This is a genomic window from Methanobacterium sp. SMA-27 (assembly GCF_000744455.1).
Taxonomy (GTDB): Archaea; Methanobacteriota; Methanobacteria; order Methanobacteriales; family Methanobacteriaceae; genus Methanobacterium_B.
This window is the reverse complement of the sequence record NZ_JQLY01000001.1, coordinates 2,430,304-2,454,986: the sequence shown is the minus strand read 5'-3', so window position 1 is coordinate 2,454,986 and position 24,683 is coordinate 2,430,304. Positions and strand designations below refer to the sequence as shown.

At 33.7% G+C, this 24,683-nt stretch carries 27 protein-coding genes; 9 read left to right on the top strand and 18 right to left on the bottom strand.

The window, feature by feature from the left end:
• The first annotated feature begins 129 nt into the window (after positions 1 to 129).
• The 3 genes from DL91_RS12440 to DL91_RS12430 all read left to right on the top strand — a co-directional run bounded on the left by DL91_RS12440 (position 130) and on the right by DL91_RS12430 (position 2,645).
• Positions 130 to 1,047: a hypothetical protein gene (locus tag DL91_RS12440; RefSeq protein WP_048192211.1), complete on the top strand. Its 918-nt coding sequence runs from the start codon at positions 130 to 132 to the stop codon at positions 1,045 to 1,047.
• 197 nt (positions 1,048 to 1,244) lie between these two features.
• Positions 1,245 to 2,141 carry a hypothetical protein gene (locus DL91_RS12435; protein ID WP_048192209.1) on the top strand — a complete coding sequence of 299 codons (897 nt, stop codon included), beginning with the start codon at positions 1,245 to 1,247 and terminating at the stop codon, positions 2,139 to 2,141.
• A 108-nt stretch (positions 2,142 to 2,249) separates the two neighbouring features.
• On the top strand, positions 2,250 to 2,645 hold the full coding sequence (locus tag DL91_RS12430) for a DUF126 domain-containing protein (RefSeq protein ID WP_197050676.1): 396 nt from the start codon (positions 2,250 to 2,252) through the stop codon (positions 2,643 to 2,645).
• Between the two features lie 78 nt (positions 2,646 to 2,723).
• On the opposite strand, the gene DL91_RS12425 is transcribed toward DL91_RS12430, so the two are convergent.
• The 4 genes from DL91_RS12425 to DL91_RS14455 all read right to left on the bottom strand — a co-directional run bounded on the left by DL91_RS12425 (position 2,724) and on the right by DL91_RS14455 (position 4,369).
• A complete protein-coding gene (locus tag DL91_RS12425; RefSeq protein ID WP_048192205.1) occupies positions 2,724 to 3,155 on the bottom strand; it encodes a DUF5518 domain-containing protein in 432 nt (143 codons plus the stop codon).
• 18 nt (positions 3,156 to 3,173) lie between these two features.
• A complete protein-coding gene (locus DL91_RS12420; protein WP_048192202.1) occupies positions 3,174 to 3,563 on the bottom strand; it encodes a DUF5518 domain-containing protein in 390 nt (129 codons plus the stop codon).
• A 69-nt stretch (positions 3,564 to 3,632) separates the two neighbouring features.
• Entirely contained in the window at positions 3,633 to 4,022 is a 390-nt protein-coding gene (locus DL91_RS12415) for a DUF5518 domain-containing protein (RefSeq protein ID WP_048192201.1), read from the bottom strand.
• Between the two features lie 212 nt (positions 4,023 to 4,234).
• Positions 4,235 to 4,369 carry a hypothetical protein gene (locus DL91_RS14455; protein ID WP_255343951.1) on the bottom strand — a complete coding sequence of 45 codons (135 nt, stop codon included), beginning with the start codon at positions 4,367 to 4,369 and terminating at the stop codon, positions 4,235 to 4,237.
• Positions 4,370 to 4,555: 186 nt separating this feature from the next.
• On the opposite strand from DL91_RS14455, the gene DL91_RS12410 reads away from it, so the two are divergent.
• Positions 4,556 to 5,794 (top strand): amidohydrolase family protein, encoded by a 1,239-nt coding sequence (locus DL91_RS12410; RefSeq protein WP_048192198.1) that lies wholly within the window; start codon positions 4,556 to 4,558, stop codon positions 5,792 to 5,794.
• 252 nt (positions 5,795 to 6,046) lie between these two features.
• On the opposite strand, the gene truD is transcribed toward DL91_RS12410, so the two are convergent.
• From truD to DL91_RS12390, 4 genes are all read right to left on the bottom strand, one after another.
• Entirely contained in the window at positions 6,047 to 7,300 is a 1,254-nt protein-coding gene (gene truD, locus DL91_RS12405; RefSeq protein WP_048192197.1) for a tRNA pseudouridine(13) synthase TruD, read from the bottom strand.
• A gap of 179 nt (positions 7,301 to 7,479) precedes the next feature.
• Positions 7,480 to 8,823, bottom strand: a complete 1,344-nt coding sequence (ftsA, locus tag DL91_RS12400) for a coenzyme F390 synthetase (RefSeq protein WP_048192195.1) — start codon at positions 8,821 to 8,823, stop codon at positions 7,480 to 7,482.
• Positions 8,824 to 8,930: 107 nt separating this feature from the next.
• Positions 8,931 to 9,611 (bottom strand): HAD family hydrolase, encoded by a 681-nt coding sequence (locus DL91_RS12395; protein WP_048192193.1) that lies wholly within the window; start codon positions 9,609 to 9,611, stop codon positions 8,931 to 8,933.
• A gap of 37 nt (positions 9,612 to 9,648) precedes the next feature.
• Positions 9,649 to 10,941: an amidohydrolase family protein gene (locus tag DL91_RS12390; RefSeq protein ID WP_048192192.1), complete on the bottom strand. Its 1,293-nt coding sequence runs from the start codon at positions 10,939 to 10,941 to the stop codon at positions 9,649 to 9,651.
• A gap of 120 nt (positions 10,942 to 11,061) precedes the next feature.
• On the opposite strand from DL91_RS12390, the gene hisG reads away from it, so the two are divergent.
• A complete protein-coding gene (gene hisG, locus DL91_RS12385; RefSeq protein ID WP_048192190.1) occupies positions 11,062 to 11,922 on the top strand; it encodes an ATP phosphoribosyltransferase in 861 nt (286 codons plus the stop codon).
• A gap of 23 nt (positions 11,923 to 11,945) precedes the next feature.
• On the top strand, positions 11,946 to 12,737 hold the full coding sequence (locus tag DL91_RS12380; protein ID WP_048192187.1) for a fumarylacetoacetate hydrolase family protein: 792 nt from the start codon (positions 11,946 to 11,948) through the stop codon (positions 12,735 to 12,737).
• A gap of 65 nt (positions 12,738 to 12,802) precedes the next feature.
• Here DL91_RS12380 and DL91_RS13750 read toward each other — a convergent pair whose 3' ends face one another.
• The 6 genes from DL91_RS13750 to DL91_RS12360 form a co-directional block, all read right to left on the bottom strand.
• Entirely contained in the window at positions 12,803 to 12,946 is a 144-nt protein-coding gene (locus DL91_RS13750) for a hypothetical protein (RefSeq protein ID WP_156096084.1), read from the bottom strand.
• A complete protein-coding gene (locus tag DL91_RS14450; RefSeq protein ID WP_255343950.1) occupies positions 12,934 to 13,056 on the bottom strand; it encodes a hypothetical protein in 123 nt (40 codons plus the stop codon). Before DL91_RS14450 ends, DL91_RS13750 begins: the two co-directional genes overlap by 13 nt.
• A gap of 48 nt (positions 13,057 to 13,104) precedes the next feature.
• Positions 13,105 to 15,981 carry a leucine--tRNA ligase gene (leuS, locus tag DL91_RS12375; protein WP_048192184.1) on the bottom strand — a complete coding sequence of 959 codons (2,877 nt, stop codon included), beginning with the start codon at positions 15,979 to 15,981 and terminating at the stop codon, positions 13,105 to 13,107.
• A gap of 183 nt (positions 15,982 to 16,164) precedes the next feature.
• Positions 16,165 to 16,482 (bottom strand): divalent-cation tolerance protein CutA, encoded by a 318-nt coding sequence (cutA, locus tag DL91_RS12370; RefSeq protein WP_052374404.1) that lies wholly within the window; start codon positions 16,480 to 16,482, stop codon positions 16,165 to 16,167.
• 28 nt (positions 16,483 to 16,510) lie between these two features.
• Positions 16,511 to 17,332, bottom strand: coding sequence for an NAD+ synthase (locus DL91_RS12365; RefSeq protein WP_048192180.1), 822 nt, complete (start codon positions 17,330 to 17,332; stop codon positions 16,511 to 16,513).
• Between the two features lie 377 nt (positions 17,333 to 17,709).
• Positions 17,710 to 18,189: a DUF308 domain-containing protein gene (locus tag DL91_RS12360; RefSeq protein ID WP_048192177.1), complete on the bottom strand. Its 480-nt coding sequence runs from the start codon at positions 18,187 to 18,189 to the stop codon at positions 17,710 to 17,712.
• 517 nt (positions 18,190 to 18,706) lie between these two features.
• On the opposite strand from DL91_RS12360, the gene DL91_RS12355 reads away from it, so the two are divergent.
• Complete coding sequence (locus DL91_RS12355; RefSeq protein WP_048192176.1) at positions 18,707 to 19,702, top strand: TRC40/GET3/ArsA family transport-energizing ATPase; 996 nt, start codon at positions 18,707 to 18,709, stop codon at positions 19,700 to 19,702.
• A 62-nt stretch (positions 19,703 to 19,764) separates the two neighbouring features.
• Positions 19,765 to 20,130: a cupin domain-containing protein gene (locus DL91_RS12350; protein ID WP_048192175.1), complete on the top strand. Its 366-nt coding sequence runs from the start codon at positions 19,765 to 19,767 to the stop codon at positions 20,128 to 20,130.
• A gap of 65 nt (positions 20,131 to 20,195) precedes the next feature.
• Here DL91_RS12350 and DL91_RS13000 read toward each other — a convergent pair whose 3' ends face one another.
• A complete protein-coding gene (locus tag DL91_RS13000) occupies positions 20,196 to 20,648 on the bottom strand; it encodes a DUF2115 family protein (protein WP_052374402.1) in 453 nt (150 codons plus the stop codon).
• 2 nt (positions 20,649 to 20,650) lie between these two features.
• Entirely contained in the window at positions 20,651 to 21,274 is a 624-nt protein-coding gene (gene cbiE / locus DL91_RS12340) for a precorrin-6y C5,15-methyltransferase (decarboxylating) subunit CbiE (RefSeq protein ID WP_048192174.1), read from the bottom strand.
• Between the two features lie 218 nt (positions 21,275 to 21,492).
• Here cbiE and DL91_RS12335 point away from each other — a divergent pair, with 218 nt between their 5' ends.
• On the top strand, positions 21,493 to 22,680 hold the full coding sequence (locus DL91_RS12335) for a redox-regulated ATPase YchF (RefSeq protein ID WP_048192173.1): 1,188 nt from the start codon (positions 21,493 to 21,495) through the stop codon (positions 22,678 to 22,680).
• A gap of 222 nt (positions 22,681 to 22,902) precedes the next feature.
• Here DL91_RS12335 and DL91_RS12330 read toward each other — a convergent pair whose 3' ends face one another.
• Together DL91_RS12330 and npdG are read right to left on the bottom strand one after the other, a co-directional pair.
• Positions 22,903 to 23,667, bottom strand: a complete 765-nt coding sequence (locus DL91_RS12330; RefSeq protein ID WP_048192171.1) for an aspartate dehydrogenase — start codon at positions 23,665 to 23,667, stop codon at positions 22,903 to 22,905.
• A gap of 306 nt (positions 23,668 to 23,973) precedes the next feature.
• Positions 23,974 to 24,660, bottom strand: a complete 687-nt coding sequence (gene npdG, locus DL91_RS12325; RefSeq protein ID WP_048192170.1) for an NADPH-dependent F420 reductase — start codon at positions 24,658 to 24,660, stop codon at positions 23,974 to 23,976.
• Positions 24,661 to 24,683: the final 23 nt, after the last annotated feature.

Below are 24,683 nucleotides of genomic sequence, written 5' to 3'. Positions count from 1 at the left end.
CTATGTAAATTTCTAAATTCAGTTTTAAATTACATTATCTACAGCATTTACTTGTTTTACTACAACGAAAATTTAATATATGTTATGGAATAGAAATAAGTATTATAACAAGAAAGGAGGTGAAAAAAGATGGTCGACGTTAAAGAAATAAAATCTATTGATCTAGTGTCTTTCACAATGATGTCATCTTCAGTTAATGCAATTTTAGCACTTATAGGAGCAATAATACTACTAATTTTCTTCGGAGCATTTGCAGCATTTATACCAACTGCAGGACTAGTATTTGCTAGCCTCGGAATATCACTGATAATACTATACCCTATCTTCACGTTCCTTGTCGAAATTACAATCTCATTTGTAACTGCACTCATTTACAACATGCTTGTACCTAGATTTGGTGGTGTAAAATTAGGAATAGAAAGCAACGAAGTTCGTTCTGTCCCAGTTGTGTCTTTTGCATTGATATTATCTGTTATTGAAGCCATATGGGCGTTCATATTTGGTCTAGTACTTGCTGCACTTCTTGTACCACTGACTACACTAACAAGCACATTGATTCCATTAATAGCCAACATAGCAGCAAATGCAACAAACATGACACCTGCAACCCTTCCAACAGGCTCAGCCGTAGGAACTGGAGGCGTAGTGTTAGCATTGATTTTAATCATTGCACTACCAATATTAGTCTTTATATTTGGATTCATTGGACATGCACTGGCAGCAATATTCTATAACTTCATAATACCTAGAGTAGGTGGAGTGAAATTATTATTTACACCTGCAGGCGCATTACATGAAATATCCTCAATACCCATTGTTGCAGCATCGCTGGCTATAGCATCAGTTGCATTAATATTCGGACTTATTCGAGGAATATTACAATTGATAACAATGGCAGCATCAGGAGACGCAGTTGGAGGAATTGTAGCTCTCATAGCAAGTATAATTGTATACTTCATTGGAGCATTCATCATGGTTGCACTTATAACCATAATCTACAACTTCCTTGCACCAAGAATTGGCGGAGTTCAGTTAGGACTTGAATAAAGGTTAAAACCTTTATTTTTATATTTTTTTTTTAATCAACATTAAAAATAAATATTAAAAAAATGTTTCAAAATGGATTAAATTATATTTATTTTAATTTAACTATTTCTGATGTTGTTTATAGATTATTTAAGTTAAAAAAATTTATATACAACCATAATTAGATAGTATTTTACATAGATTTGGAGGTGTATGCATTGATTCAAGTTAAAGATATTAAATCCATTCAAATTGTACCTTATACAATAATGATGTCTTCAATTTCAGCTGTATTGTCATTGATATATGCAATATTTTTCATAATAATATTAAGTATAGGTGCAGTTTCTAGTGCAGGGGCAAATGCAAGTTTCATTGTAACTTTGATAATAGCACTACTTTTACTATTCCCTACTGCTGGATTTTTACTGAGTATTGTTCAATCATTTTTAACAGCCCTAATTTATAATATATTAGTTCCTAAAATAGGAGCCATAAAACTGGGTTTTGAAGATTTAAAAGAGATTAAAAATGTTCCTGTAGTGCCTTTTGCTTTTATGATCTCGGCAATATCCGGAATAATCGTCTTTATTATTATGTTAATAATAGGTCCCATCTTAGTATTAGGTTTACAGGCCGCCGCCCTATCTGCAAGTGCAGCTGGTACTGCAATTCCAGGTTTGCCTAATTTTGGAGGGATGGGACTAATAGTACTGTCAATTTTAGTAATAGGAGTGCCTATTGGGATGTTCATTTTGACTTTTATTTCATCGGCAATAATGACAATTTTCTACAACTTCCTGGCTCCAAAAATCGGAGGAATACAATTTAATTTCGGGAATGCAATTGGAAAATTCCATGAAATAGAATCAATTCCAGTAGTCTCATTTGCATTAATAACTGCTATCGTAATAACCCTATTTTCTTTCTTAATACAGGTTATTAGTTTAATAATATCTATTGCAGTAGGTGCAGCAATAATACCTGAATTAATATCATTGGTTACAAGTATTGTAGTTAGTTTAATTTTTGGATTCGTAATATATGCAATTACAGCCGCTCTTTACAATTACTTACAACCAAGAATTGGTGGAATTAAATTGGAAATTGAATGAATAAAGCCTAATGGCTTTATTTTTTATTCTTTTTTTTATTTTACAAATCTAAATGCATAAAATATCTAAAATAAATATACTAATTAAAGTGTAACAATGACAAAAAAAATCATAAAATGTAGAAAAATCTCAAAAGGTTGCGCAAAAGGTGAGGTTATACTAACTAAATATCCATTGAGCTTCCTTGGAGGAGTTGATCCTGAAAAGGGTGTTGTTACAGATTCAAATCACGACCTTTACGGTAAAAGTATAGGGGGAAAGATCCTAATCATCCCATCTGGAAAAGGTTCAACTGTTGGTTCGTATGTATTGTATCAAATGGCAAAAAACAAAACAGCTCCTCTTGCAATCGTTGCTATTGAAGCCGAACCCATAATAGCTACAGGAGCCATAATGGGAGAAATTCCTATGGTTGATCATCCAGAATCTGATATTTATGATTTAATCAAAAATGGAGATCAAATCATTGTTGATGCAAATTTAGGTTTCTTAAAAATACTGTAATATTAATCATCAGTAATTGAAAAATTTAAACAAAATCATTTTATTAATTTGAATTATTCAATGAAAATAATCGAAGTTTTAATCAACTTCAACTCTTATTGACCCTTTTTCTTTCACAGAAAATCCTATAACCCCTCCAATAGCACCTAAAACTCCTCCGATAATTACAGAAATGAGTGTTATAAACATTCCAGTTATCAAGGTTATGGTACCTGCAATTACTCCTACTTGAGTAAATACGGGCCCAATAATTGTACTTAAAGCTCCAAATCCTAAAATGAAAATTGCCCCAATTATTAATCCCCCTATTACTCCAGATACTGCACCATCGGCAGCCCCTTCAGCCTGGTTTTTAGTGTAGTACATTGTATTATCATGTGCCAGATAAGTTGCCATAAATCCCCCTATAACTGGCCCTAAAAAGAATAGCGGGAACATAATAATTGTTAGTACAATGGTTAGTACCGCATTAATAAGTGCCCCTATTCCAATAGCCTTCCAATCAGTCATTTTATACACCTTTGTAATTTATTTAGGTTGATCTTCTTTTATTTCAGGAGAATTAGTTGATTTTACACCGACAAGTGTTCCAACTATCCCTCCAAGTGCCCCAATAATAATATAAGCGCCTATTAATACTAGAGCTGCAATTATTAGAATACTGGCTACGGTTTCTGAAAATCCTGATCGTACAAAGACAATTAAAATCTGAACTATTCCTGTGAATATTCCCACTAATATTCCATGTAATGCGGCTTCTACCACTGTTATTTTTGCTTTCTTATTGGCAAGATATCCTGCGACTATGGCCCCTATTAGTACAGCTACGAATTGTCCAATCGGAAATATGAGGCCCATTGCCAAAACAAGTACTAATGCTATTAGAAATCCTATTATTACTGATTTTTGATCGATCATGTTTTCTCCTGCTTAAGATATTCGAAGTTATATTCAATTTCTTTATAATTTATTTATAGATCTTTAATATTAAGGACCTCTGTACTCTACTACTCTTACCTCTGGTTCGTTTTTCACAACGGATCCTATAGCTCCTCCGACAGCCATTACTATCATTACGCCTATGAAGCCAACAAGAATGAATAAAGAGGTTATTGTGGCTGCAGCGAATCCAATAATACCTAAAATTAAAGTTCCAGCTATAAGTAGCAAGAACGAAAGTATTATGGCTCCGAATACTCCTGCAAGTGCACCGTTAACAGCACCATTCATTGCGTCACCACCCACTATATACCCCACTGCCATGCCTGCTAAAAGTAGACCTAGTAATCCTCCCCAAATTGGAATAATTATTGCAAATATTCCTCCAAGAATTATTGAAAGGAAAAATCCAATTATAACAGCTCCCCAGTTAACCATATAATTCCTCCTTAATTTAGATTTTATTAGAATTAAATTTGTACATTATAAGTCTATAATTCTGGTGTTCTCAGATTCATTACAAATATACATTATTTATTTTAATTACTAATATTTTTTGTAAAAATAATTAGAATTAATTTAGAATTATCGAATTGATTAAAAAATTAATTTTAAAAAAAGAAAATTTAGGGTTAAATTCAGTATAGTATCTAACCTGTACCTTTTATTAAAACCCCTATAGCTCCACCTATTGCACCAATGATTCCGTAAATAATAATGGCCACTATTAATCCTATCAAACCTGCTGCAGCCCCTATTGCTCCAGCTACGGCCTCCCCCTTCAATTCATTATTACATATTTTTCTTTTAATTCTATTAATATCTTCCTTTTTTTAAATATGATATAAAATGTAAGTGAAATTTTGGAAAATTTTGATTTATTTTAACAAGACTTATTTTAACAAAAAATAAGAACTTTAAAAATATAGTATTAACAATTGTGAAAACTAAAATTTGAGAGATGGTAACAAATGTCGTACTTACTAATTAATAATGGGATTTTAATCAATGGAAATGGAGGAACTCCCATCCAAAATGCGGCTGTTCTAATAAAAGATAATCATATAGTTGCTGCAGGGTTAGAAGAATCTATAAAAATCCCTGCTGAAAAATTAAACATTGTAGATGTAAAAGGAAGTTTCATATTACCTGGTTTCATAGATACCCATGTTCACCTTATGACAGAGGGCTTTGCACGGGAAGAAACCATATACACCCCCCTTTCATTATATTTTTATAATGCCATCGAACGAATGAAACGTACTATTAATGCAGGAGTGACAAGTGTTAGAGATGCGGGTCTTGCGGATGTAGGAGTTAAACTAGCAGTTGATAACGGAATTATTATAGGACCACGTCTTCAGATCTCAGTTTCACCCCTTTCTATTACAGGTGGACATTTTGATTTTTGGTTAAATTCTGGCTTTGATATTAAACCAATATATCCAGGTTATCCAGATGGAATTGCTGATGGTGAAGAAGAAGTTAGGAAAACTGTAAGGGAAATTATGCGTGCAGGCGCAGAAGTAATTAAGGTCATGGTTACAGGAGGAGTGATAAGCGCCAATGATCGTCCGGAATATCCTCAGTTTTCCATGAAAGAATTGAAAGTCATAGTCGAAGAAGCCAACTACAGGAATTTACAAGTTGTGGCCCATGCACATGGAACTAAAGGTATTAAAAATGCTATCAACGCAGGAGCGAACTCAATTGAACATGGAACATGTCTTGATGATGAATGTATAGAACTGATGATTTCCAATGGAACCTTCCTTGTTCCCACATTCATAGCAATGAAGATAAACAAAGAATTAGCAGAAGATGAAACATCAGCAATACCCGACTGGAGTCGTGACGATGCTATTCGTATGGAAAAAGTCCATGAAAATAACATTAGAAAGGCTTACAAAGCTGGAGTTAAAATTATAATGGGAACAGATTCGGGTGTTGTAACACACGGTCGCAACCTTGATGAACTAGGATACATGTGCGATATGGGAATGGACCCTATGGAAGCAATCGTTGCAGGAACAAAAAAAGCAGCAGAAAGTTTAGGATGGGAAGAAAAATTGGGTTCAATTGAATTTGGAAAACTTGCGGACATTGTTATAAGCAAATACGATCCATTAACAAATATAAAGTCATTAGGAGACCCAAATAATATATTATTGGTAATTAAAGATGGTAAAATAGTTAAAAATACACTTTAACAATCATTAAATATTTTTAACTAAAACAATTAACCAAATTTTTTTTAATTACAAACAAATCATTATCTAAATTCGACATTTTACTATTAGTTAATGACTCAGAACCCATATAAAAAGTGTATTAAATATGATAATAATTCGATATGCCATTTATCCCTTTAATTTAGTGAATACAAAAAATGAAAAACTGTTTGGTGAGTGAAAAAATGTTATTAACAAACAGTATCAAATAACTCATATTTTGAATTTTAGTTAATACACATCTTCTTTCATTATTTCCCTGAGAACAGCAGTTGCATAGCATCCTTTTGGAATGGAAAACTCTGTGAGTACTTCTTCAGAAGTTTCAACTACAGAAATATCCCATATTTTAAATCTTATAGCTCTTCTAAGTCCATGACTTCCTAATTTTGGAGTTTTTGGACATTCAAAATCTTCTAGTTTTATTCCCTCATCATCGAGAACTTTTTGCTCTATTTTACCAACCACTCCTTCTGCAAGTGGTACTTTAGTACCATAAAGTGGTGCTGTTGGATGAACCTCAAAAGACTTTATTCTTTCATTTATATTATTTATATCAAATTCATGCACTAAATGTTCCTCATTGTCGATTATTATATCCCCATCGACATATTTATCTATTCCAAGTTTTGATCTCTCACTCACAACCTTATTGAATAGGTAAGACTGGTATGCATGAACAAACATTCGTTTTAGTGGTTTAGGAAGGCTTTCTAATGCTATTTTATATGAATTTTCATTAAGTTCTCCTTTTTTTCGTTTTTGTTTCATTAGCTCCCTGAGCATCATCTTCTCATATCTCATTCCCGCAGGCATACTCTCGTAAGCCTCTTCCAGTTCCCCTTCATCATAATATTGTCTGGCAGACTTTATATGGTCCTTTTCTTTAGGATAAGGGTTTCCAATATAAGAATCTACTGCACCTTTAATATCATTTTGAACAATGTATTCTCCAACCCTGTGAGTATTTGGTCTGTTCTTTCCAAACCTCTGCCATCCATAGTAGTTTGGTACACCAACTTTCTCAAGTTTACTTAAAACATTTTTAGCCGTTTTAACATCATTTTTAGGATTTTGTGTATCTCTGATTAAAATTCTAAACTTGTTACCAATAAGTTGTCCTATCCTGAGTTTTTTCTCATTCTGTTTAATTTCAAGTACTTTTACATTGTATAGTTTATCTTCTAATCCCTCTAGCTCTGTTGCTTCACTGTTTGAAACACATAACCATTGTCTTGTTAAGGCAGATTTATCCTTCATACCTGCAAATCCCATTCTTTTTCGACTGATCTTAAACTCCTTTGCAATGTCAAGTACTACGTCAAGGGTATTTCTGCCTATTTTCTCAATTAATATCCATGTGTTGGGTCCGGTTCCACTTGGCAGATGTTCAGGTATTTCTTCAACATAAAAATCTTCATATTTTGTTCTGATTTTGCCCCCAATTCCTTTATCCTTTGTTATATAAGTTTCAGCGTTTAACATGTTCATTTCTCCTATATTCCCTTTTTATTTCATTAAAATTGGAAATGAAACTTTATTTTGGAAATAAAAAATTCTTCTATCAATTACATCATAATATATTTTTTTTTTGGAAAATTCATGTGAATAATTAAATTCTTCGTATTTATTGAATTATAAAAAAATTGTAAGTTATGTTAAAATCATCGGCGGTCTATCAAACGTTTAGGTCTTCCCTTGATTCTATAAAATTCTAGACCTTCTGATTCAGTAAAATCGAACATTATGTTAAATGTTCCATCTGTGTGTGCTTGCTGTAGACCGGCTTTGTATTTAAAGAATGTTTTGATAAAATTGTTTTCAACTATGTCCTTATCACAACTAACAGGATCATCACATTCAACCCTAACTTTTAAAGTTGCCTTATCATTATCCCCATATATAAATGCTTCATATTCTCCTGTTAAATAATCCATGTTTTCACGTTGAAAAACTCCCTGTTCAACATCTACCTTGTTAAATGGGAAACCAGAAACCCATACAGTTTCTGATTCCCTCTGAGGATTCATTATTCTCATATGAGTTCTTCCACATTTACATCTATGGCGTGATACTACTGTGGTTGTGTCATCAGTATCATAATTAATGAGCAAATTTCCTGTTTTTCCACCTAAAGGTAAAAGAGTTGTTAGAACAATTCTACCGCATTCATCATCTTCTACAAAGTTTTCTAGCTGAGGATTATATACATCAAGGTGAACAAGATCCTCAGGCACATGTAATCCGCTCTTTTTAATACACTCCCCACACATAGTACCTTCTGTACTTCCATATGTATTGTAAACTGGAACATCCCATACTTCCTGTAGGTAATTACGTGATTCCTCAGGAAAACTTTCTCCACCAGCTATAAGTCTCTTTATACTTGATTCTGAAGGTTTAATTCCCTCAGACTCCATCCTATGTGCAAGACGCAGCAGTTTGAATACACTTCCAACGATGCCAGTTGGCTCATAGTTCTTAATAATTCTAACTGGAAAAGTGCATTTACCCTCAGGAATTATGGTCATACCAATTTTTTGAGCTGCAAGAGTCATTGTATTTGCACCAATGTTCATACCATACGATGCACACACAACAACTCTGTCACCTGATTCAAAGTTCTGAGATACGAATGCACGAGCATACTTCTCTGAATAACGCTGCCAATCGCCCCAAGTCAGGAAAAATGATTTTGGAACACCGCTGGTTCCACTAGTTTCATGTATTGTGAAAACATTTTTCCACGAAGTAGATTTAAACTCAAATATATTAGTCTCTGGAGGCTGGTTCTCCCTTATAACTTCGCCTGAGACAACTGGTAGTTCTCTGAGATCCTCGTGATCTTGAACATCAGAGGGGATTGTACCAGTTTTATCGAACCATTTCCTATAGAAAGGTGAATTTTCATAGGCATATTCCACTGTGTAACGTATGCGTTCATCAACAAGCTCATCTAACTCATCTCGCGGTAAAGTTTCGATATCTTCTCTGAAATAGGATCCCAATAAATTCCCTCCTTTTATAAATGTATGTAACTCATTCAATAAAATATGATTTATTCTAAAAACTGAGTTAATTGAAAGAAAAAAAACAGTTTATATCATCAATCATATCAATTCAAAATAATGTCCAAAACGGTTTTTGTGTCTTTAAGATCATCAAGAATGAAATCAGCACCAGCAAGAATAAGTTCATGATTAGAAAAATCTCCAGTGGCTACTCCAATTGTTTTAACTCCCACTTTCTGACCACCTAATATGTCTCGCGATGTGTCACCAATCAAAAAAATATTTTCATAATTAATTTTACCTAAATTTTTTTCAGACTCTGCAATAGCGTCCTTAACCAGACTACTTCTTTTCATAACTCTGTCTCCAAATCCACCAAACTGGAAATATTTTTTTAAACCTACTTTTTCAAGTTTCAACCAGGCTATGGCTTCCATGTTTCCTGTAACAAGACCCATTGGTATTTCAAGTCTCTGAAGATTTTCAAGCAATAGTCTCACACCATCTAACACTATTAAATCTTTATTTTGAAGAGCTACCTTAAAATTCAAATACATCAAATCCATGCATTCGTCTAAACCAGATTTTATTGTATCTAAATCCAGTTTTTCCAATGCAAGTGTTGTACAAATAATTTTGAGATCTGTCATTCCCTGCATATTTGGAATAGAACTAGGGTTTTTTATTCCATATACTTGGGATAATGCTTCTGTTAAAGCAGCATAATGAAATGTTGAACCAACCAGTAATGTTTTATCAATGTCAAATAAAACTAATTTATCCATTTTATACCCCATTAGGCTTCATTCCCATAAAAATAGTTCAACATTTCGATAGAAGATCTTCTGAAGCATTTTCTGCAATCTCAATTACTCTTGCTTCATCAATTGTTAAAAGTTCCTTATTTTTCATAAGTATCTCCCCATTGCATAACACTGTATCAACATCACCCCCGCTAGCAGAATATACCAGATGAGAAATAGGATTTCTAAATGGAGTTAATTTGGGTATTTTCTTGTTAACTAAGACAATATCAGCCTTTTTGCCAACTCCTATACTTCCTATTTCATTTTCAAGGCCAAGTGAATTAGCACCATTAATAGTAGCCATTTTATAAACATTTTCAGCTGACAGAACAGTTGGATCCATGGTATTTACCTTCTGAAGAAGTGCAGAAATTTTCATCTCCTCAAATAAATCCATATTGTTGTTTGATGCAGGGCCATCAGTACCCAAAGACACACAAACTTCTTTATCTAAAAGTTTTGCAACCGGAGAAATTCCCGATGAAAGTTTCATGTTACTTGAAGGATTATGAGATAACTTAACATTTTTTTCCTTAATTATATCGATTTCAGAATCTGAAACCCACACTGCATGAGCAGCCGTTACTTCCTCTCCTAAAAAATTTATATCATTTAAATACTCAAAAGGACGTTTTCCATGTATCTCTTGAATGTCTGAAACTTCTTTCTGAGTTTCAGAGACATGAATGTGTATTCTAACTCCATATTTATTTGATTCCTTCTTTACTCCTTCAAGTAATTCTTGTGAACATGTATATGGGGAATGAGGCCCAAATGCAACTTTAATCCTGCCATCTCCAGTATTATGACATTTTTTTATAATACGCCTTGTTTCCTTGAATTCATTTTTTCTCTTCTCTTCGTCACCAAAGTCTATCATTCCATGTGAAAGCATTCCACGAATACCCGCTTCATCAGCAGCTTTTGCAACTTGATCCATAAAAAAATACATATCATTGAAGCATGTTGTTCCAGATTTGATCATTTCTGCACAGGCTAATAATGCTCCAACGTAACAATGTTCCCCTTTAAGATTTGCTTCAACAGGCCAAATATGATTATTCAACCAGGAATCAAGAGGGATATCATCTGCAAGGCCTCTCATGAGTGTCATTGAAAGATGTGTGTGAGTGTTAACAAGTCCAGGGAGTAAAATCTTGTCATCTGCGAGTATTAACTCTTCTGCATCACTAATTCCGATTTTGTCGGAAATTTCCACTATTTTATCGTTTTCGATTAATAATGAGCCTTTTATTATTTCATCAGCAATGATTGTTGCATCTTTTATAAGAATGTTTTTGCTTTCCATTTTCACACCATATATGAATTGAGGGAAGAACATAAATATTTAACAGTTCAACTTTATCATGTTATCAATTTAATAGTACTAAATCATGATTTAAACATTTTTAGAAATAGGAGGATTTAAATGCAGATAAGAATAGCATTGCCTTCCAAAGGAAGGATCAGCGAACCTGCTGTCAAACTTTTAGGTAAAGCAGGGATTGGAGTAAAGGATACTGCCAATCGAAGACTATTTTCCGAGACTTATGATGAAGAGATAAGTGTTATGTTCACAAGAGCGGCTGACATACCGGAATTTGTTGCAGATGGTGCGGCAGATCTAGGAATGACCGGCCTAGATCTCATAGAAGAGAATAGTGCATCGGTTGAGATATTGGAAGATCTGAACTTTGGAAGTGCAAAACTAGTATTAGCTGTTCCAGAAGATTCATGCACTAATACAATTTCGGATATTGAAGATGGTGCCGTGGTTGCAACTGAATTCCCCAATTTAACAAAACGATATTTCAAGAACAAAGGGATTGAAGCTAAAATAGTAGAATTAAGTGGATCTACAGAAATAGCACCCTTTATTGGCGTTGCAGATATAATTACAGACCTTACAAGTACCGGAACCACATTGAAAATGAATCATCTAAAAATCATTGACACGATCCTTGAAAGCTCAATTAAACTCATTGCAAATAAAAAAAGTTATAAAGTCAACAATGATAAAATTGAAGCCATAAGAACCGGAATAAAAGGAGTTTTAGATGCAGAGGGTAAAAAACTTGTTATGATGAATGTCAACAAAAAATTCCTCGACGATGTTAAAAAAGCCATGCCCGGACTCACAGGACCTACTGTTTCAAATGTACTTTCTGATAATGATGTTGTAGCTGTTCATGCTGTTGTTGATGAAAAAGAAGTTTTTAATCTTGTAAATCATCTCAAAAAGATAGGTGCTCGTGACATTTTAGTAGTACCAATTGAGAGAATCATTTAAATGATTCATATGGTGTGATTTCAATGAAACTAGTGGGATTTAAAACACAAGGGAAAACAAAAACAGGTTTTATAGAAAATCAAAAAATAACGGAAATCAATTCCTCTATGATCGAAGCAATAAATACCTTGAATGTAGATGAACTGGAACTTTTAAACAGCTATCAACTTCAGGAAGTAGAGATAATTGCCCCTATAGCTCCTTCGAAAATTGTGTGCATTGGTCTAAATTACATGGACCATGCAAATGAACTTGATATGGACCTCCCTGAAGAACCCATTATTTTTATAAAACCATCAACAGCAGTTATAGGGCATTTAAATGCTATAATTTATCCCAGATCTTCTACACAAGTTGATCATGAGGCAGAACTTGGAATAGTTATTTCAAAAGAAACTCATAATGTTAAATCTGAATATGCCCCTGAATACATTGGCGGTTATACTGTTGTTAATGATGTTACTGCAAGGGACAAACAGAGGAAGGATATCCAATGGACCAGAGCAAAAAGTTTTGATACCTTCGCACCATTAGGGCCTTGGATCGAAACAGAGATGGATCCAATGAACCAAAAAATTTCATTAAGACTTAACAAAGAATTGAAACAAAATTCCAACACCAAAAATATGATATTTGATGTTTACGAATTGATAGAATTTATATCAAATATAATGACATTAAAACCTGGAGATATAATATCAACTGGAACTCCTCCAGGTGTAGGACCTATGAATGTAGGAGATATTGTTGAAACAGAAGTTGAAGATGTTGGTATCCTCAAGAACTTTCTGAAACTTCAAACTAAAAAATATTAAAATTAACCCCTCCACGGCATCATAATCAATTTATCACTTTAAGATGATTTCCTAAATACCTCTTTTTAAGTTTTAGTATTATTTATATCACTTACTACGCCCCAAAGTGTTGGAAGAGGGTTTTTGGAATATCCTAAAAATCCTTCATATCCCATGGTTTTAGAGTAGTTGTAACCGATAATTCTGTTATTATCAATTAAACTAACCATCCATCAGGATCTGAAATTCTAAGAGCTTCAAAGTTTGAAATGGATCTTGGTTCTGAAAGGTTAAATGTTGCCTTGTATCTTGATAATTTATTAGAATGTTCCTCTGACATGTGTTTGATCTGAAATTTACCAACTTAAAAATTATAAAATGAAATAAATTATTCTATATAAATGGCTGGTTTATATGGCATTGCATTACGCGATTTACCCTGAGGATCATAGGTAGGCTTATCGTAGATAATTACCTCAGCATCAGCCTCTCCAGAAAGGAATTCAATTGAATTGTTAAGGACGGAATATTCATCTATCATTCCTAAATACTTGATTTTAGTCATTTCTTTTCCAATCTTCTTTGCAAATTCTGCTATTTCCTTTTTGTTATCATGGACATTTTGTTTTATAGCTTCTTGCATTATTTTACCTATATCTGGTTTGCCAATGTTGTTTGCAATATCAAATAGTTTCCATTTCCATTCTGGCGCAACATAAACATGAATTTTAGTCGGTTTAATGTTGATAACCTTTTTGATCTCGTTTATATCCTGAGAGAGTCCATGTACTATTTCTTCACCCTTTTGAATTATTTCATCCTTTGGATCTTGATAGTGCTCTGGCCACATTTTAGTTGAAACCAACTCATGACCACCATATCTTTCCCAAAGCTCCTCACATCCATGTGGAACGAATGGGACCATCAAACGAATCCATACCCCAAGAATGTAAACCAAAACCTCAGCTATTTCTCCCATTGCCACCGCATCTTCTGTTTCATGTTCAATTCTGAAAAAGAAATGATCTATATCCTTTTTAAATAAGAAAAACGCCTCTTGTAATGCTTTTCTTGTTTGAAATCCTTCCATAGCTTTTGTTGCATCCATAATTCGCATATTAACTTGGGCCAACATCCACTTATTTATAGACTTTTTAACTTTAGGTAAAGTTTCATGGTCTTCAACTATTATTTCTGAGCCGTAAATTTTTTCTACCCTCTGTGAAAATTCAAGGAACCATTCCAGACGTTTACTAATTCCCTTTACTTCATTTTCCCTCCAATCAAAATCTTGCCAAGGTTCTGCTGAGGACATTAAAAACAGTCTAATAACATCCGATCCGTAGGTTTTTATTGCATCTTCCAGCATCACAATATTCCCTTTGGAAGAGGACATCTTATGACCTTCCAATAGACCCATTCCAAATACAACTATACCCCTTGGCCATTTCTCCTGAGGGAATATTGCAGAATGATGGAATATATGGAATGAAAGGTGATTTCCAACCAAATCCTTGGCTGAAAGCCTCCAGTTTAAAGGGTACCAATAATTGAATTCATCTTTCATCTCATTAGTGAGTTCCGGATTTATTCCATGTGTGGGTGCTACAGAAAATTTCAATCCTAAAAATATCTCATCAAAGAATTGATCATTGAGATCCTCGGGATTAATATCTTTCATATATTTTGCTATTGTATAATATGCCATGTAAATAGTTGAATCACTTAAAGGCTCTATTAACCAGTCTTTATTCCATGGTAATTTGGTTCCAAGTCCGATTCTCCTTGAACATGCCCAATCCTGAAGCCATCCAATATAATACTTGAAGTTAGCCCTAACTTCTTCAGGTATGATATTCATGTCATCTAAACACTGATAAGTAACTTCCTTCCATCTCTCATCTGAGTACTTTAAAAACCACTGGTCATTAAGTATTTTAACAACACATTTAGTTCCACACCTACAAATAACAGGTCTTTCTGCAAATTCAAAAAGTATATCTCCTTTTCCTTCATTTGTCAGGAGTTTAATAATCTCATCCCTTGCTTCTGAAACACCAAGCCCCCGATAAACACCAGTATCCTTATCCATAACCCCTTTTGCATGCTCAAGTTTGTATAATTCGTTAGTAGCTTCTTTTAAGTTAATGTCATTTTGATTTACAACATTATATCTATCAATCATATCCTTTGCAGGTACATTACTGAATCCTTCAAGTTTTATTATCCCGATTGCTTGTATCCCTAAAACTTGATCTTTTATACTATATTTTTCAAGCTGCTTATCATCATTTTTAAGGTCTAACAATGCTATTAAATCTGCAGGAGCATGTCCCGGTACAGAATAAACAACTCCCGTAGCATATTCAGGATCAACAAATGATGCAGGAAGTATTATATGTTTATCACCAGTTAAAGGATTTTTTACATGTTTACCAATTAATTCGCTTGCATTGACATCCGATACCTTTAAAATATCTTTTTTTTGATTCAATATGTTACTGTAGGCCTCTTTGGCTATTATCCAATTTTTATTGTTCACATTGATTTTAATATATTCTGAATCAGGATTTAACCATAAATTAGTTGCCCCAAATAGTGTTTCAGGCCTGAATGTTGCTGCAACCAAATATTCCCCATCTAATTCAAACTTAACAAGTGTTAGTTCATTTATTCCAACACCTTCCCCTTCAAGAAGATCATGGTCTCCCACCGGATTTTCACATTCTGGACAGTACTTTACAGGGTGTTCACCTATACGTACAAGGTCCTTTTCTTTTAGTTTTCTAAACTGCCATTCTATAAATTTTTGATAATGTGGATCCAGGGTCTTGAATTCTCTTCTCCAATCAATTGTATAACCCATACGGGTCATTACGTCATGATATTCCCTACTGAAATACTCTACAATATATTCTGGATCAATGAATTTTTCAAGCTCTTCTTCAGGCACCTTATGAATATTTTTATAGATATCCATGGTCCACTGATCTCTTCTTTTGATACGTTTGGCAATCCCTACAACTGGAGCACCTGTTACATGCCAACCCATTGGAAACAAGACATTGTATCCTTGCATTCTTTTAAAACGTGCATAAACATCTGGAACTGTATAAGTTCTTCCATGCCCAATGTGCATTGCTCCACTAGGATAGGGGTATGCTACTGTTACATATATTTTCTTTTTATTATTAGGATCAGAGTGGAATATACCCGCTTCTTGCCATTTCCTTTGCCATTTCTCTTCAATTTTAATGTCCGTCAAACGATCACCCCAAAATAAACTTAAAACGTAGAAATATTTAATTTTTCAAATCATATCAAAATCAAATTATTATATTGATTTTTAAACAGAACATAATTATTATAAATTTTACAAGATTAATCTATCTCAAATATTTTTTTATTAACTATATTTATTTACTGGACATTCACGATTAAATAATCCCTATTTTAATTCCAACTCACTTTCCATCCATTTTAAATAATTATTAGATCCATTATTTACACGTATTTCTAATATACATGGAATTTCATAACTGTGAAGTTGTTCTATTCTCTTTATTACTTTTCCAACTAATACTGACTTTGTTTTAACAAACATAATTGACTCTGAATCTTCCTCAATAGTACCTTTCCAAAGATAGACGGATTCTATTGTTGGAATTATATTAATACATGCTACAAGTTTTTCTTCTAAAAGTTTTCTTGCGATTTTTTTGGATTCTAAAGCTCCTGAAGTTGTTATATAAACCATTGAATACATTATTACACCTTTTTATAATTTTAAAAGATCAAATTGTTTCAGGCGATGGTGCTGGTTTCAACTTATGTATAGAACTATTAACCTTAGCCCTTATCCTTAAAATTTCTTCAATAGATATACCCAACTTTTGTGCAATATCCGTGTCTTCCATCTTTTTATCAACCATTAGACACAATATTTTGTCAAGAAGCTCATATTTTATACCCAATTCTTCTTCATCTGTCTGACCCGCCCACAAACCTGCTGTTGGGGGTTTTTCAATTATCCCAACAGGTACTTCAATGTGCGATGCAAGTAATCTCACTTCTGTCTTGTAAAGATCTCCGATTGGCAATATATCTACACCACCATCACCATATTTAGTGAAGTATCCTACAAGAAGTTCAGTTCTGTTTCCTGTTCCTACAACCAATCTATTCAGGTCATTTGCATGATAATACAGTATCATCATTCTAATTCTTGCCTTTAGATTAGCATTAGCTAGTTCCCTGTTGTGTGATGTTCCCTGTTTCTTCTGAGCAGCATGGATACAAAGATCCTTGAAAGGTGCTATTAAATCATCTACATGGATAATTTCATATTCAATTCCAAGGGCCTCTGCAACAGTTATTGCATCTTCAATATCTTCATCAGGAGTTGTAACTGTTGGCATGATAATACCCAAAATCTGATCATTTTTAAGAGATCGTGCGCATAAATAAGCTGTTGTTGAGGAGTCTAAACCTCCACTAAGCCCAATAACTACCCCTGATGTTTGAGATTCTTTCAGCTTATCTACTATAAATTTGGAAATTTTGTTAGCAATTTTTTCTTGATCCCTTTGGAGAATAATATTTGTTTCTTCTTGCATTTCAACCACTGGATGGTTTTTAATATTTTGATTTAATAAAACTCTGGTCAGTTTATTTAAGAGGATCTAATTTTAAGTGTAGGATTGTTTTTTGAATTTTACGAAAATATCATCCTATTTTTTCTTAATTACGATTTAAAATATTAACTACAGATATAAGTCAATATTAGAAAGCATTATCCATACTAGTTAATATTAACAACTCTAAAGTGTTGTATTGGTTCCTTTCAAAATAAACTTTCCTATCGAATATAGATCAATAGTTATCAAACTGAAATCCCATTAAACTTAGAAAACAATTCTAATAATTAAAAAAAATTATTTAGATAATTAAAAAGTAAAAAAAAATAGAGTTTGTTGGATATTTAAATTTTTTTTTAATCTTTCTTGACAAGCATTATTATACCTGTGAATAACAACCAGAGACCAATTAATATTCCAAGGTATAGTGGATTTGCTATTAAAACTCCCACAATTAGGTATATTATACCAATAATTAGGGCTAAAACCCCATTCCATCTGCTTCCACCGGATTTTGAAACAATACCAATAATACCGGCAATTATCAGGAATAAACCAACTATATATACTATTAATCCAGCTACAAAGCTGAACAATGCAGGATTGAATATGAATCCAATACCCAATATTAAGGCAATTATTCCCAATATCAGTTCCAGGATTCCCATACCTGCACTTTCACCCATCTCTGCTATTCCACCCAATATAAGACCTATACCTAGGATAAGAACTATGAATCCAGTAAGTAGACTTAATGGAACGAGTCCTAATAAAGGAAAGGCCAATACAATTAAACCTAAAATGATCAATATTATTGCACTGCCCATTTTTTGCATATCACTACCTCCATTTACTATCCAACACACCCGTTAATATAATTATTAATCTATAATACTAATTAATATTATGATTGTCCCTTTATTTATTCCTTCCTATATATTTTATTAGAAATATAAGTGATTTACAATAAGTCCCACCAACTTACCATTATTCAAATGGTATTGTATAATCTGAATCCCGATAAAAATACTAGTTTTAAGACTTAGATAATCTAATTAATTTTAGAGTCATAAAACAAGCATAATTATTCTTAAAACTCAGAAAAAAATTTATTAAAGATTTTAATTTTATTTTAGTAAATCAAATTTGAACAAAATAAAGATCTTACAATTTTTAAACAATATTCCTAAGTTTCTTATTAAAATAGAAAAAATATCAGATCATAAAATAAACATTATTTATTATTTAAAGGTCAACATAGAATAACTTTAAAAATAACTATAACATATCATACATCACAACCTTAGACTAAATTTTAGACTAATTAATAATATGAAAAATGGAGGGCAAATAATGGCATTTAAAGATCTTTTTAGGTTCAACAAAGGAAAAACAACATTTGTATTTATTGGAGGTAAAGGAGGGGTTGGTAAAACAACCATTTCTGCAGCTACAGCGTTATGGTTTTCAAGACAAGGCAAAAAAACCTTGATAATATCAACTGATCCTGCACATTCATTATCAGACTCATACGAGAGAAATATTGGTCACAACCCAACACCAATATCAGAAAATCTTGAAGCACTAGAAATAGACCCCGAAATTGCAATGCAAGATTATCAGGCCAAAATGAAAGAACAACAGTCTCTAAATCCAGGTATGGATATGGGTATGATGCAAGATCAGATGGATATGGCTTCAATGTCACCTGGTATTGACGAAGCAGCTGCATTTGACAAGTTTCTCCAGTACATGACCACAGATGAATATGATATTGTTATATTTGACACAGCACCTACAGGCCACACACTCAGATTACTTTCGTTCCCTGAAATGATGGATTCATGGGTTGGAAAGATGATAACTGTCAGGCGCCAAATTGGTAGTATGGCCAAAGCATTTAAGAATATCATGCCGTTCATGGGTGATGAAGAAGAAGAGGATAAAGCCTTAGAAGATATGGAAGAAACTAAAAAAAGAATAAGGGAAGCACGAGGTATTATGGCAGATCCTTCTAGAACTTCATTTAAAACAGTTGTCATACCTGAAGAAATGTCTATCTACGAATCAGAACGTGCAATGGAAGCACTCCACAAGTTCAACATGACGACTGATGGAGTTATTGTAAACCAGATCCAACCAGAAGAAGCTGATTGTGAATTCTGTGCAGCAAGACGAAAGATACAAGAACAAAGACTTATCACTATCCAACAAAAATTTGGTGGACAGGTTATTGCAGAGATCCCATTACAAAAACATGAAGTCAAGGGAATGGAACGACTAACCGAGATCGGAGACATCCTTTATGGAGATCATACCGAAGAAGTTAAAGCGCTTCCAATGAATTAAATTCCTTAATTAAGGGTTTAAAACCCTTCTATTTTTTGTTAACACCTAATTAGTTGATTCATATGCTGATAAAAGACATCAAAAAATCAACTTATTTCAAGGCCATTGATGAAACAACTCTATGCGAACTTATTCACCCTGAAAACGATAATGTAAAAATGGATTGTAGTATTGCCCATGCAATTCTTGGACCGGATCAATCTTCACTTCCCCATAAACTCATAAACTCAATTGAAATATATTATATCCTAGAGGGAATGGGTAAAATATATATAAATAAGGAACCAAATGTTTTGAAAACAGGCCAATCTGTGTATATTCCTTCAAATGCATGTCAAAGGATCAAAAATATTGGTAAAGATGATCTGAAATTTCTCTGCATTGTATCTCCACCATGGAGAGGAGAAGATGAATCCATCTGCAAGTAATGATTTTATTCATTTTTGTCATTTCGATGATAATTACTTATTACAATATGGAAGTATTGCTTGATCTAAACTTCTAGACCAACACAAAAGTTGCAAAGGGATTCTTCTTCATTTTTAAAATATTTTTTTCCAGTACAGTAATAGATTTTTCCCCTTTGATAGACAGTTCTTCCTCCTGAAAAAACTATTCCTGGTGGATGTAAAGGCTTTTTTTCGATAAATGTTAAGTATATAGATATTATTTTTATAAATTCTTTAAATTCCTCATCATATGGTGCGTAAAAATCAAAGTAATGATCTATGGCATGTTTGAGATCTTCGAGTTTATCTGTATCAATTTCCTCTTCACACCCTAAATAGGAAGTTCCTGTTAATCTATTGAAATTTTCTAGATTATAATTGGACATTTTTCCTTGTAACTCATCATCAATTTTCTTTTCAGGTTTTACCAGCGATCTGTGGCGTTCTATTTCTTGATTAAGTTTTAAAAACAGTTCTGAGCTTTTAATTTTATCCACCTTCAGTAAACAACTAACACACACATATAACCAAATTGTTCATTTAAAAGTTCCTTGAGTTGGACTTCCACTATCTTTTCATTGTCGTAGCTTAAATTTTCACATACTGCTGCCCTTCTGTTTGGATCTATTCCTTGATCCAAAAGGTATTCCACAGTTTCTTCAATTGTATTGTTTGGCAGAATAATGGTGGTTCTTCCATTTGATAATAAGGAAATTAATTCGTCTGAAATCCCCTTTCCATGCATTGTTATGATATTGGCTTCATCCCATGATATTTGAAGTTTTGATGCACATATTTGAATCGAACTTATACCCGGAATAACTTCAAATTCCAATTTTCCAGCCAATTTTTTGATGGGTTTTAATACGCCTGAAAATCCAGGATCTCCAGTGGACAGAAGTGCCACAGCTCGTCCTTCACATGCCTTTGAAACGGCTAAATTAAGCATTTCCCCCATATTTTTAGCATTAAGTTCTATTTTTTCGGCTTTTGTATCTGGAAAAAGTTTTAAAGCTCTTTTACTCCCCATTAAAATATCGGAGGATCCAACAACATTTAATGCCTCAAATGTTAAATATTTCTCAGATCCCGGCCCAACACCCACCAGATATAATTTTGACATTTGTTTATTCTCCTTAAACTCATAAAAATTAGATCATAGCTCTGATTCATGTCTAAATAATATTTAGATTTTTTTATATTTATATTTCTCTAGTAACAATTTGACAAATGGAATTATTAAATAAATTCAGAGTATTGTTTTTTCATTATCGAAATTGTTATTTAACATGGCCCTTTAAATTAATTAAGAGATTCTTATAAATATCAGGAATGAGAAAAATGCTTCAAATCGCTGTAACAGGAAAACCAAACGTCGGAAAGTCATCTTTTTTTAATTCTGCAACATTATCAGAAGTAGAAGTTGCAAGTTATCCATTCACAACTATAGATGCTAACAAAGCAGTTGCACATGTTGTAACAGAGTGCCCATGCAAAGAACTGGAAGTTACATGTAATCCTAACAATTCAAAATGTGTATCTGGGAAAAGGTTGATACCTGTTGAACTTATAGATGTTGCAGGACTAGTTCCCGGTGCCCATGAAGGCCGAGGACTTGGAAACAAATTTTTAGATGACCTTAGACAGGCAAGAGCTTTCATTCATATTATCGATGCTTCAGGATCTACAGATGAAGAGGGGAGGCCTTGTGAACCTGGTAGTCATGACCCGCTGGAGGATGTTGAGTTTCTTGAACATGAGATCACCATGTGGCTTTTTGGAATTTTAAAGAAAAATTGGAATAAAATGATAAGGAAGGTAATGTCAGAAAGACTAGATCTTGCTAAGGTAATTTCTGAACAGTTGAGTGGAACAGGTATAAGGCTTGAAGATATTATTGAAGCAAAAAAGGTCGTTGATAAGGATTATGATAAATGGGATGATTCCGATATTATTGCGGTCCTTGATGACCTTCTTAAAAGAGCAAAACCAATGTTAATAGTTGCAAATAAGGCAGATATGCCCACATCAGATGAAAACATCAAAAGATTAGAAGATAAATATGGAAATGTAATTGCAGCTTCAGCAGAATCAGAACTTGCCCTTATACGTGCCTCAGAAGCAGGGTTAATAAGTTATTTCCCGGGTGATTCTGATTTTGAGATCCTTGAACCCAAAAAGCTCAATGAAAATCAAATGAAGGCTCTGAATTATATAAAAGAACATGTGCTCCAGAAGTATGGAAGTACAGGAGTACAAAAAGCACTTAACAGTGCAGTTTTTGAAATTCTGGATATGATTGTTGTTTTTCCTGTTGAAGACGAACATAAATTATCAGACCAAAAGGGAAATATATTACCAGATGCTCTGCTCATTAAGAAAGGTTCTAAACCAAGAGACATGGCATATGTAATACACACAGATATAGGTGATAGTTTCATGCATGCACTTGATGCTAGAAGTTGCAGAAGAATTTCAAGCGACTATGAACTTGTAGATGGTGACATAATAAGTATAATATGTCGCTAGGGGGCTACATAATGAAAAATATAATATTTCTTTAATTAGTAATACTATACTAAATTTAGTGTAAAAGACAAAAATCAACAATAAAACACTCAACAAATCTAGGCGGTTATGTTTGGCATAAAATAGATTACTAATCCTTAAAATTTGCAAGATATAGATGGAATGTGATAAAAATTGTGAATTAATGTTAATTAGTACAAAAAATAGTAATTTTAAAAAATTTTAGGTTAGGATCTTAAGATTTTCGTTTAAACTTTTAAGGAGTTTAATTGCAGAATAAGCAGCTAAAATACTTGTTTTCGGATTGGTGGCACATCTAATATTTTGGGTGGTAGTTTTAAGCTCCCCAAAATCACCCACTACATGAACCTCGTGGCAGTTGCGGTCCACAGCCGGGTCAGCTATGATTTTTACATCCACTTCCTTACCACAGGCAATAGTTAAAGCAGCAGCCACATTAATGTTTAGTGGAAATTTACGCACCGCATCTCTTGCTTTGCCTTCGTACAATATTGTTTCTTTATCTGTTGAGATTCCTAGAGATTTGGGAGGCTTTCGTGTGACCAGACTTACTTCACGGATCTTACCGATGGAAGCGGCTTTGATACCGTCTAAACCTACAACGGCCCCAGAAGGTGCGTATATCTTGGAGTTAGTTTGTTTGGCTATCTCATCTAAATGATCTCTAAGAGCAGGGTCCATCAATGCCCCCAAACTCATGACAATCACATCTTTTCCTCTTTCGAGAATGTGTGGAACGACCTCCATCACAGCTTGGGGAGATGCACTTTCAATCACCAAATCAACCTGATCCAACATATCGTTTATATTTAGTACTACTATTCCATCTACTTGGGATGCCAGGTTTTCTGCTCTTTCCATATCGCGGTCATAAAAAAATTTTAGATCAACACCCAGCTTTCCCTCCGCTGCAAAATTAGTGATTATGTTTGCTATAGCACCACATCCTAATATTCCGACCATCACGTTAACACCTCTAATTGAGATTCCTAGATAAATGATTATAAGGGAAAGTGTATCTATTATAAATCCAGATGTTCTTGAAAATTTCTTTTTTCGATATGTAATTCACATTCTTGGCACTAATTCCTGTTTATTCAATGGACGTTCATTGACTTTAGATAATTCTAAACATTCTATTAATTGCCCCTTTTGCTATCTTTTCATAAAATTGAGCCCACGAATTCTTCATTTATAAATCGGTGCTTCTGATTCCCCTAAATTGGGTTTTTGTTTCGGATGTTTAATCCGATCTGAAGAGGAGATGGTTTTTTAGTATAATTTGCATTCGGGGTCTATTCCGGTTATTCTTATTCCGGCGTCTTTGCAGGTTTTTTTGATGTTTAGTCCGATAAGTAAGGGTGTGATTTTTTCGATGATTTGAGCTCTTTCTAGTGGTCCACAGTCTACGACTTGTACTCCGGGTATTTTTTCGATTAGTTTTGCGACTGTTTTTTTGGATTCAAGGTCGTCACCTGACATTAAACAGTCACAGTCTATGGGATTTGGGAAGTTCATTAGGGCTCCTGAACTGATGTTGTTGAATGCACATATTACGTTGGCTTCGGGTAGGATCTTTTGTGCTCTTTCAGAAGCTGCTCCTTCGGATAGGTAGATACATCGGGTTGGTGATCCGCCAATAGCTGATTCAAGTGGTCCGGTTGCATCTATTAATACTTTTCCGGCTGCATTATCCTTTATAGACAAGAGAGTTGCTCTTTGAGCCGCTAGCGGTACAGTTAAGATTAGTATGTCGGCTTCTTTTGCGCCATCAGCATTTTCAGATGCTTTGAGATTGGGAATTTTATCCATATCTAAAAGTTCTTTAACTTTTTCTACAGCTTTTTCAGCTTTTTCAATTGCTCTTGATCCTATTATAACATCTTCTCCGGCTTGTACAAAGCGTATGGCAATTCCTAAACCCTGTCCACCAGTTCCACCAATTATTGCTATCTTCATTTTTATCAGCTCCATTTTAATTT